9 protein-coding genes and 2 pseudogenes are annotated in these 10177 nt (G+C 40.1%); 6 read left to right on the top strand and 5 right to left on the bottom strand.

Annotated features, from left to right (window positions below; all coding sequences use genetic code 11):
- Positions 1-114 precede the first annotated feature (114 nt).
- Entirely contained in the window at positions 115-1065 is a 951-nt protein-coding gene (locus AC2SLN_RS13300) for a hypothetical protein (protein ID WP_486549007.1), read from the bottom strand.
- Positions 1066-1813: 748 nt separating this feature from the next.
- Here AC2SLN_RS13300 and AC2SLN_RS13295 point away from each other — a divergent pair.
- Positions 1814-2017 carry a hypothetical protein gene (locus AC2SLN_RS13295; protein WP_486549009.1) on the top strand — a complete coding sequence of 68 codons (204 nt, stop codon included), beginning with the start codon at positions 1814-1816 and terminating at the stop codon, positions 2015-2017.
- Positions 2018-2126: 109 nt separating this feature from the next.
- Here AC2SLN_RS13295 and cmoA read toward each other — a convergent pair.
- Positions 2127-2919: pseudogene (gene cmoA, locus AC2SLN_RS13290) on the bottom strand (carboxy-S-adenosyl-L-methionine synthase CmoA).
- A gap of 145 nt (positions 2920-3064) precedes the next feature.
- On the opposite strand from cmoA, the gene msrA reads away from it, so the two are divergent.
- The 5 genes from msrA (at position 3065) to AC2SLN_RS13265 (ending at position 6075) form a co-directional block, all read left to right on the top strand.
- Complete coding sequence (gene msrA / locus AC2SLN_RS13285; protein WP_486549012.1) at positions 3065-3589, top strand: peptide-methionine (S)-S-oxide reductase MsrA; 525 nt, start codon at positions 3065-3067, stop codon at positions 3587-3589.
- A 159-nt stretch (positions 3590-3748) separates the two neighbouring features.
- Positions 3749-3946 (top strand): hypothetical protein, encoded by a 198-nt coding sequence (locus AC2SLN_RS13280; RefSeq protein WP_495057386.1) that lies wholly within the window; start codon positions 3749-3751, stop codon positions 3944-3946.
- Position 3947: 1 nt separating this feature from the next.
- The gene (locus AC2SLN_RS13275) at positions 3948-4439 is read left to right on the top strand and encodes a class I SAM-dependent methyltransferase (RefSeq protein WP_495057385.1); all 492 of its coding nucleotides are present in this window, start codon (positions 3948-3950) and stop codon (positions 4437-4439) included.
- A gap of 12 nt (positions 4440-4451) precedes the next feature.
- Positions 4452-5447 carry a D-hexose-6-phosphate mutarotase gene (locus tag AC2SLN_RS13270; RefSeq protein WP_486549014.1) on the top strand — a complete coding sequence of 332 codons (996 nt, stop codon included), beginning with the start codon at positions 4452-4454 and terminating at the stop codon, positions 5445-5447.
- Positions 5428-6075 (top strand): hypothetical protein, encoded by a 648-nt coding sequence (locus tag AC2SLN_RS13265; protein ID WP_486549015.1) that lies wholly within the window; start codon positions 5428-5430, stop codon positions 6073-6075. Before AC2SLN_RS13270 ends, AC2SLN_RS13265 begins: the two co-directional genes overlap by 20 nt.
- Positions 6076-6098: 23 nt before the next feature.
- Here the strand turns inward: AC2SLN_RS13265 and AC2SLN_RS13260 are convergent, their stop codons facing one another.
- From AC2SLN_RS13260 to darG, 3 genes and pseudogenes are all read right to left on the bottom strand, one after another.
- Positions 6099-8954 (bottom strand): restriction endonuclease, encoded by a 2856-nt coding sequence (locus AC2SLN_RS13260; protein WP_486549016.1) that lies wholly within the window; start codon positions 8952-8954, stop codon positions 6099-6101.
- A 54-nt stretch (positions 8955-9008) separates the two neighbouring features.
- On the bottom strand, positions 9009-9545 hold the full coding sequence (locus AC2SLN_RS13255; protein WP_486549017.1) for a hypothetical protein: 537 nt from the start codon (positions 9543-9545) through the stop codon (positions 9009-9011).
- Between the two features lie 21 nt (positions 9546-9566).
- Positions 9567-10013, bottom strand: a pseudogene (gene darG / locus AC2SLN_RS13250) (type II toxin-antitoxin system antitoxin DNA ADP-ribosyl glycohydrolase DarG); the annotation flags it as partial.
- Between the last annotated feature and the right edge of the window lie 164 nt (positions 10014-10177).

Here is a 10177-nt window from a genome sequence, read left to right as displayed (position 1 = left end):
TCGTCGTTCCGTCAGAGGGGAGAAATATGCGAGTCATCATTAGGCGTTTCTTTAATAGCTATGTCCGTGCCTCGTCCCTCGGCAGAAGCAGGCATCATTTCAACAATTTAACTATTACCACGGCTCATTGTTATCTTCGTAAATCGAAGCTTCAAATTCACCTTCAATATCTATATCAAAATACTCTACGGCATCATAATATCTAGTTGATATATATGCATCACCTAAGCCACAGGCAACAAGCTTTGACAAGCCTAATATTTTTAGTCCACAAGCTGTGCACTCGAAGCTGGTAGGAAGCATTGACTGCTTTTCAGAAATCCCATCTTCCGTTAGACTAGTCTGGGGAGCTCGACTAGAACTACCTTGTATTAAAGCGTCACTTTCACAAGCAGGGCACTTTACTCTATGTCCTTGCTGTCGAGTAGCTAATAGTTCAGCTTGCTTAGCTAGCTTAGTCTTCTCATCTTCATCCTTGTCATTCCAAATGACTCTATGCGCATTTATAGTATTTTTAACTGTTTTTGCATTATCATCTAGTAAAGCTGTAATCTGAAGATGCGCCTCCTCAGCTCCTTCTTTACCAAATAGCGTTTCAAGACTTTCACCCAGACCTTCTACTAAAACCTTACACACAGAATAAAACCTTGGCAACCATGTTGATGAGCCAACATCATCAAAGGGTATTGCTCCTGAATGTATCTCACTATTTCTATTATTCATGTGAATAATACTAAAATTTAGCATTTCTTTGGTAAAATCAGGAAATAACTCCTCTGCTCTTTTTAGTAAATCAGAAATAGTCGCAGACTTTGGTATAAATCTACTTTGATTGGGTTCTTTACCTACTGCATAAAGTATACTATTCCAATCTTTACCATCGGCAACCAAAGTGGGCGATATATTTGATATGGAGGCTCTAACCAACATCTCTAATGCTAGTGCTGACCAAAACCCAAACTCCCAATCAGATGGGGTTTTCTCCATCATTTTTTCTATATAACGCTGAGACTTTGAAAACAGGGATTCCTTAGACCATACATGAACTGTTCTTTTAGCATTCAAAATACTACCTCCTCAAAATAAACCCTTTCAATCTTTCTATTCATTGACTCTTGAGTAACTGCGCTTCTAGAATGAAGCATCCGCCAGTTATCAATCAATATACATTTGCCCTCTTCATTTAAGTTAAACTTCAGACTTTCGATATTGTTTAGCCGATTATTAATTAAATGACTTAGTTCTTCAGCAGGTTTATTAACCGCTTTAATAAATATCGAATCCCATCTAAATAAAGAGTCTTGCTTTAATTTTAAAATATTAGCAACTCTATCTAGTTTTTTCCTTGGCTTAAAATGTGCTCTATTAAATAAACTAGCTTCAATTGTATGACATAAGACTTTACTATCAATCAGTTTAGTATAAACATTATCGACAGGTATAACACATCTCAACATAAAGTATCTTGGTGGTACATACCAATGAGCTAAATCCGTATGAAAAAGGAAATTCTTCAACACCAAAATTACCACTATATGTATTGATTAATTTGGCATCTTTTAGTTTTGGAGTTAGTGTCTGAACTAAAGGCATCGTAGGAGTTTTATAAACATTTCCTATGCTTCCAGCTACATCAAGTATGGTTTGACTCGCATTACTCGACATTAGAATAAAACCTTTCTTATTGAGCTCTTCCAACATTATTAAATACCTCTAACACAAGGCTAAAACTTTTAGCCTAACCAAATAAAATTTTTGCGTTAAATAATACTGGGGTATAACTACAGCCTTAAACCTAACAGATTTATAATACTTGCTTACCATAGCAATAGTCGCCTCGGGGTGCGGTTTAGCCTCGATTGTAGCGGATATACTTGGTGAAGCGCTGTGGTGCGTGCGCTTGGTAAGTGGCGGTATCGTGGTAGCAGGAACGGCACAGACCATTAGCGCACGCCACAGTGCAAACCAAGATAGTAGTGAAAAGCGAGATCAGCTCTGTAAAAACCTAACTCTATAGCTAAACTTAAACTAGGACACGTAACTTGAACTAGGATAAGTAACTTAAACTTCGTGGGTTTCGCTTCGCTACACCACACGCTACGACAATGCTTATTAAGGTTCAGCTCCTATTTAAAGGCCACAATAGACGCGAAGTTTAAAAACTGAAACCACGTTAGACTACGATGAAAGCCCACTTTTGCCAGACGCTGATGATGCTGGACTAAGGTATCGGTGATGAGCACGTTTTCTAAGGCATTGCGTTTGCCCGCTAATCTCAAGCTCGCTATAGCCATTGGCACGTTTGAAGTCATAATAGCGCTCAACCAGCCAAGCGTCGTCTTGCTCATCGCCAGTATGATTTTTTTCAGTAAGTACCAAAATACCGCCGTCATTTAGGGCGTCATAGACGGCTTGTAGCACTTGCGTTCTATCTTCAGGCGGTAAAAATTGCAAGGTCAGGTTGAGTATCACCATGTCGCAAGGCTCAAACTTAAGCTCGCGGATGTCTGCGGTAATGACGTCGATGTCATGTTCAGGATAGTTGTCGTGGAGAAGCATTGCTGCTTTTTTGGTCATGGCAGGAGAGATGTCCACCGCTTTAATTTGCAATTCGTCTGGGGCAAATCCGCCAGTGTCATTGAGCAATGCCATCGTTGCACCGCCCAACGAACAGCCCAAATCATATACACGGCTGACACGCTGCCCGTCATCATTGGTCTGCCCAAACTGACAATGACGTTTTGCAAATATGGGCAACATGGCGAGCATTTGCCCGTAACCGGGAACACTGCGGCGTATCATATCGGGAAAGCACGCCACCACTTGCTCGTCGAAAGAGAACCGAGCGGCTTTGTCTAGGGGTGTGGTGAAGACGTTGTCGTAAATGATAGACGATTGGTGGTTCCCAGTATTTGACATCGATATTCTCTTATTCATTTAGCGTTGTTAATTTTGAACACATTGTATTATATCATTACTGTTTGTTACTTATATCACTGCAATGCCCTGCTAAAATTTAGTCACAACAAGATAATTAATTGACGTTTTATTTTAAGGATAAATTATGCAAACATTAGTATTAGGTGGCGGTTGCTTCTGGTGCACCGAATCTGTCTTTCAATCGGTAAAAGGGGTCGAAAAAGTAACCTCGGGCTATATGGGCGGTGATGAAGCCTCGGCCAATTATAAAGATGTGTGTACGGGAGAAACGGGGCATATCGAAGTGGTACGAATCGATTTTGATGAGTCTGTCGTGCCTTTAGAAGTCATATTGGACATCTTTTTTGCCACTCACGACCCCACCACTCTTGACCGCCAAGGTAATGATGTTGGCAGCCAATATCGCTCAGTGGTGTTTTATACCGATGAAGAAAAACAAAAACCGACCATCGACCGAGTCATTGGTAAGCTGCGGGATGAGCTGGGTCTAAATGTGGTCACTGAGGTACATCCTGTGCATGAGTTCTATGCAGCAGAAGACTATCATCAAGACTATTTTAATAAGAACCCAACCCAAGGCTATTGCCAAGCGGTTATCCCACCTAAACTGGGTAAGCTGCGTAAAGAGTTTAAACAGTATATGAAATAGGGCGTTCATAACCACCGTCAAATTCTGCTATAGTTAGAACTGAGACCTTTTTTTATTAACTATAGTCAAATACTTTTAAAGTGTCACAGCGTTAAGCTCGCTCAGCTTTGTACCCTTTTTAAGGGTATTTGACTTTAAACTTTGAGATGATGGACGATTATGGAAGCGCAATTTTGGCAGGATGCTTGGCAGAACGGTAATACTGGATTTACTCAAAACAAACCCAACTTTATGTTAACGCATAATTTTGATGCCTTAAACACGCCTAAGAATGGGCGTGTTTTTGTGCCTTTGTGTGGTAAAAGCATCGATATGGTTTGGTTTGCCCGTCAAGGTTATCATGTAGTTGGGGTTTGAGTTGGTAGAATCAGCAGTGGCCCATTTTTTTAAAGAAAACGATATTAAAGCGACTGTAACAGCGCACCCCACTACCCCTAATTTAGCCCTTTACCAAGGCCAATATAACGGCAAGAATATCAAAATATGGGTGGGCGACATTTTTGACTTGAACCCTACCGATATTGAGAAAGTAGATGCCATCTATGACCGTGGCGCATTGGTTGCCTTGCCTGACTTTGCGCCAGACTTTTTACGTACCCGCTATACCGAGCAGTTGATTCATCTTAGTGGCGGTGCTAACCAGTTTTTATTAACCTTTTCCTATGATGATGAGCTACTTGAAAAAGAGCTGAAGCGGACGACGCCTCCTTTTATCATTACCGATGATATGCTCAATGCGTATTATGGAGAACAGTATCGTATCGAGATTTTAGTGCGAGAAAGGTCTGACGTGGTATCTGCTGCTGGCAATTCAGGCTACCGTTTGGCGTATGCGCTTATTAACAAATAAGGGATTGCCTGTATGTCCGCCATTTTAAATCACAATAAAATAGGTCAGCTGGACACCTTTACTGTTCATGGCAATGGCTTTCGAGCAGTGGTTTTATTACAAGGCGCACAGCTGATTCATTTTATGACGTCCAGTGACGATAGACAACCACATAACGTTCATGATTTATCTGACAATTGGCTTTGGGTTAGTGAGAATGCTGAGTACAAATTGGGCGAGTCGGTGCGGGGCGGTGTGCCGATATGTTGGCCAGTGTTTGGGCAGTTTGATGCCAATCCACAAACGGTAAAAGACAGCTTTAAATACTGCCTCCTCGACTTAACTCAACACGGCTATGCCCGGGTGCAGCCCTTTATGCTTGATAGCTTTCAGCCATCGGTTAAGATTAACACAACAGGTATTAAAGACGAAACCGATAAAAGCGCAATTCTTGAAACACTAGGGGAGACTTCACAGCTGATTTTGAATTTGCAGCAGTCTGCCACAATGACCCCACATCTTGATTTAAAAGTGCAGTTTAATTTTAGTCAGCAAGGCTTTGCCATTACCTTGATCACTCAAAATAATAGTGATGAGACTGTTCACTTTTCTCAGGCACTGCATACTTATCTGCCGACTGAAGATATTAAGCAAACGTCGATTACTGGCTTTGGCGGCATACCTTATAGCGATACCTTAGATCACTGGCATACCAAAACTCAGGAAGGTAATATCACATTTGCAAGCGAAGTAGATCGTATTTATCACAGCGCTCCAGATATTACTTTAAACACGCCAGCGCAGACTTATCATCTTCATGCCGAGGGTAGCAATAGCACGGTTGTTTGGAACCCTTGGATTGAGACCGCAAAAAAAGTGTCTCAGTTTGCCGAAGATGACTATCAGCGGATGCTATGTATTGAGACTGCCAATGCCCATTTGGATGCGGTGACATTAGAGGCTGGAGAGGTGCATAATATGTCTGTCAAAATACAGCGGAATACATATAATGAAGCCTACAACCAATAAAACACATTCGTTGTTACCCTCGACAGTCGGTATCGCCCTACTTTCGCTAAGCTCTATCGCACAAGCCTGCTTACCTGCATCGCCTCATGATGTGTTTATAGGTAGACTAAATACGTCAGATACTCAATCTATCTCTTCGATACCCGATAATCAAACAACCTTCCTTATATTAACAGTGGATAAGTCTAAGTTTGTCTTTCGTCCCTTTGACTGGTTGTCTTTATTTCAATCCATCGATGGTTGGCAAACCAGACTACCGTTAGACCGCCTGCATGATGACAGTTTAATTATTGGTCTAGCATATGATGCAGAAGGTGGAGACGATAAAAATATTTATACCATTGAAAATTTTGCACTTTTAACCTGCAATAACAATATTATTTCTGTTAGCGAGCCTGTGACCAAACACTACGGATGGAATAGAGAAAACGAGAGTTGTCGTCATGATGACCCTACAGGTGTGGGTCTGTTAGATGGCTTTATGGATAATGATGAGGCATATTATCTCAGGAAGCTACAAGAGAAATATCCCACTTGTGAAGCGTTAGAATCAGCGTTTCCTACGAAAAATAAGACGCAACAGGCTAAGGGGTTTTTACAGAAGATGACAGGGTGGTTTGGGGATTAGCTCGGCTAGGCTAAGCCTTAACCCTACAACTGCGCTACCGTCTCAACAACTTTATAATTCACCTCATTATCTAGCACATTAAAATGCGCTTGCCCACAATGGATTTTCTGTTGCTGTGCTAATGGTAATTTACTGATATCGACGCTATGCCCACCTGCACTCTTGCCACCTGTATTTTTGGTTTCAGCAACAAAATACAACTGGCTGACTTCATTTTCATCTTCTTTGACCACTGCCCAGTCGGGATTGTAAGTACCGACTGGTGTGTCAATCTTAAACCAATTGGGCAGTTTAAAATAAAAACGTACCGTAGGCATACTTTCGCAATCTTGCGCAAATTGATGCTCAGTGTTCGAATCTAACGGTATCAGGTTTTCTATAATCGTTTTATTGGGATTGTCTACCTCAAAGTGATGGTCACTAGCATAGACAGCCGTCGTTTGTTGAACCAAATTAGCAAGTAATGTTTGCGAATACGTTTGACCACTTTTACGGTATTCCACCCCTGCCACCATTAAGTTGGCTTGTTGCTGTTTGATAATTTGTACTACTCTATCTAAAAACAGTTGCGGATTAACAAATAAATCTGCCGTTCGTCCACTTTTAGCGAGAATTTTAACCAATGTATGGCGGGTCAGTTTAGTATGACGGGCTAAATAGGTCAGCACATTTGGCAACGCCCATAGTGTCTGACTTTGATGGCTGTTTTCAGAGTCATCCCTATCAGTCTGATAGCTTGCCACTTGGCTATTTACCGAGACCATACGACTGTCTATACCATCGCCACTCATGATTAGACGTTTTTTAACAGCACTCACGTGGGGCGCTTCAACCGCTTCCATATCTTGTAATTGATTGGCAACAGCTTCAATTAAGGCATCACTATCAAAGCGTACTTGATATTGGGTTTTTTGTTTAATCTTATCCCATATGGCTTTAAAGTTATCATCTAGCATAAAGCCTTTTCGATATTTGACCTCACGCTTTTGCGCCATGTTTTTTGTGCCATTAAACTCAATACCATAATCTTCTGCTATTTCATTCTGTAAATTTTTGGCAAAGTCTTCATAACTTTCATTGGCAATAACGGTTAGTACATTGACTTGTTTGTCATAAATACGGTTACCATCTGCACCCACACACAAGCGCAGTCCACGTCCAATTTCTTGGCGCTTTTTCATACCAGATTTAGTTTCATTAAGGGTACATATCTGGAATACATTCGGGTTATCCCAGCCCTCTTTTAATGCTGAGTGACTAAAGATAAATTGTAAAGGGTTTGATAACCCGAGTAGCTTTTCCTTGTCTTTCATAATCAAGCTATAGGTATCGTCATCAGCTTGGGTAGCACCTGATGTATCTTTAGCACGCCCTTTACTATCCACTGAAAAGTAGCCGTTATGAATATCACTGACACCGCCTTGATACAAACCAGTAAGCTGTTGTTTGAGCTCTTTATATTTAGGCTTGTCTAATATTTGTTGATACAATGCTTCAAACCATAACGCAAACTTGCCTGAACGCTCATAACCCTGTGCGGTATTAATTAAGTAATTATCGACTCGATCGATAAACAACAAAGACAGCACTTTAATACCTTTATCCAGCAGTTGTCTTTGCTTATCTAAATGCGCTTCAATGGTACGCTCAATCTGATAACGCATGACACTGTCATTCATACCGCCCAGCTGTTGCCCTGCCTGTATGATGCTACCATTGGCAAATTCAATATATCCTTCAGATGCGTTGATACCTGTAATCACATAGCCATTGCTATAAATCTCACGCTCTGTCTTTTTATACAGGTCATCATTGTCACTGACGCTAATCGTTTTCTTTTTTATCACACCTTTTACATTGGCATAGACGTTGATTTTTGCAGTGATTTTGGTTTTTTTAGGGGTAATTTCTAACAGTTCGATATAGGCTTCGTTAAACTTGTCATTTGCCATGATCGAATCGACTTCGATTTGTTTTACCAGACCAGCTTCATACGCTTTGACAGGGTTTAGACTATAAAGCAGATGACGACTGTATTTGTGAGTGGCTGAATAACGCAACGTAATAAGTGGATTTAGACTGGCGATGGCATTAAGACGTTTATCCGTCTCCATATTCTGTGGTTCATCGACAATGACAATGGGATGACACGCTTGGATATATTCAATAGGCGCAATACCACGCTCACGCACTTGATTGATGATATTTTCATCTTTGGCAAAGGCATCAATATTGATAACCAAAATCTGAAGCAGATTGCTGGTCGCAAAGTCGCGTAAGATATTTAAGTTTTTGCTGTCATAGACTCTAGCATTCACAGGTGTATGATCGTAAAGACTAGCGAAGTGGGTTTTGGTCATCTCAATTGACTTGAGCACCCCTTCACGGATAGCCACTGAAGGTACGACAATGACAAATTTACGCATGCCGTATTTTTGATACAGCTCAAAGATACTACGCAAATAGACATAGGTTTTCCCTGTGCCTGTCTCCATCTCTATTGACGCATTAATGCCGTATTTGGAGTGGTTGATGCTTTTTTCGGTATTAACATTGTTCACATCATCAAATAAAGCTGTCGATACCTCAACGCCATTATCTCGCTGAATGGCTTGAATATTGGCAAGCACTTGCTCATCGCTTATCACTCTATGATTGGCAATGGTTTGACTGATAACCTGCTGACGAATACCACGGTTCTTTTCGCCACTTCTAACCCTATTTTTTGCAAGATTTGCTTGCTCATCAATGGGCTGAACCAGTGTATAGCTGTCGTCACTGTCATTAAAATGAAACGGCTGTCCGTTAAATAGCTCTACCACGGCGTTGATGGCTTGGGTTTGATGGTCAAGATTGGGTTCGAAGTTTAGGGTTATCATGGTGGGGGTCTGTTGTTATAGTTATATGAGTTATAGAGTAATTTAGTTTAGTTGCTAACTAGTTAGATACTGATATAAAAGGCTACCTACCGTCGCTAAAATACTAATTATCGTTAAAGCCATGTTCAGTTTTTTACTAAACTGACTCTTTACTTCAAGTATCTTAATATTATAAGCTAGATTCAATAAAACCGTTTGCTCTGACTCGTTCAGAACTCTTTTTAATGCCTTAATCTGCTCTGATATCGGTTGTGAGATATTATTGTATATTTCATCAGAATCATACCTTTCATATATTTTTTTGAAATAGTCTAGCTTTCTATCATCTTCTAAGCTCTCATGAATATGACCTAATACTTGCCACATTAAAAACCTCAAATATTTACTGTCAATACGTTTGGCTTTTAATAAAATATGTATTAAGTCAATATCATACTTTTCATAATCTTGATTATCTGCTATTTTTTTTGCTAGTTTTTTCGCTCTAAATTGCTGGTACATTTCATCTGCAAAAAAAGGAATGAAAAGACCAATTACCACTGCCATTACTAAAAAACTAATATAGCTAATTAGCTCCATCCAACTACTCATTATACGTTCCTATCAAACTAACGGCTCAAAAACCAAAACATCAACACCCTTTAAATCACCCAAAACTAGCTCAATTTTGAGCTTAACCTCTTGCCAATCTAAACCACCGTTACCCGCACCTAGCGCAGGAATGGCAATTGATTGGATATTATTTTCAATAATAAAGCGTTTTAGGTCTTGCAAACCCTCTTCTATCCATACCATTTGTGATTTGCTTCGCCAATGTTGTTTGGTAGGAAAGTTGACTATCCATTTTGTACTGACCAGCTCATTGGTTTTAGTCGCAAACATTTTACCCGTTTGCACTTCTCCTGCCTTACAAGCTATTGAGTATTCTTGCATGTTTTTCGGAAACTGCTTTTTGAACGCTAAGGCAATACCTTTACCCATTACGCCTACCGTATTTACAGCGTTAACAAGTGCGTCTACATCTGACTCTAATAAGTTACCTTTCACGTATTTAATCATTTAACCCTATCAAATTTTACTAATTGATTATTAAACACACCTCTAACCTCAAACTATGCATATTAAAATCGAAGGTGTTGGCTTTGTTGTTATTAGATAAATCTGTCAATATGTGGCCTCTAAGATTGATCTTAAATGCTTATTCACTAAATAGCGCTACCACG

Source organism: Psychrobacter sp. CX90 (assembly GCF_057396305.2).
The sequence above is the reverse complement of the archived record's forward strand: the minus strand, read 5'-3'. Positions and strand labels throughout refer to the sequence as shown.

What these genes read in the sequence shown, in the direction of transcription:
- msrA (WP_486549012.1), top strand. Translation starts at nt 3,065, where the DNA reads ATGCAAACATTAGTATTAGGTGGCGGTTGCTTCTGGTGCACCGAATCT.
- AC2SLN_RS13280 (WP_495057386.1), top strand. Translation starts at nt 3,749, where the DNA reads ATGGAAGCGCAATTTTGGCAGGATGCTTGGCAGAACGGTAATACTGGA.
- AC2SLN_RS13270 (WP_486549014.1), top strand. Translation starts at nt 4,452, where the DNA reads ATGTCCGCCATTTTAAATCACAATAAAATAGGTCAGCTGGACACCTTT.
- AC2SLN_RS13265 (WP_486549015.1), top strand. Translation starts at nt 5,428, where the DNA reads ATGAAGCCTACAACCAATAAAACACATTCGTTGTTACCCTCGACAGTC.
- AC2SLN_RS13260 (WP_486549016.1), bottom strand. Translation starts at nt 8,954, where the DNA reads ATGATAACCCTAAACTTCGAACCCAATCTTGACCATCAAACCCAAGCC.
- AC2SLN_RS13255 (WP_486549017.1), bottom strand. Translation starts at nt 9,545, where the DNA reads ATGAGTAGTTGGATGGAGCTAATTAGCTATATTAGTTTTTTAGTAATG.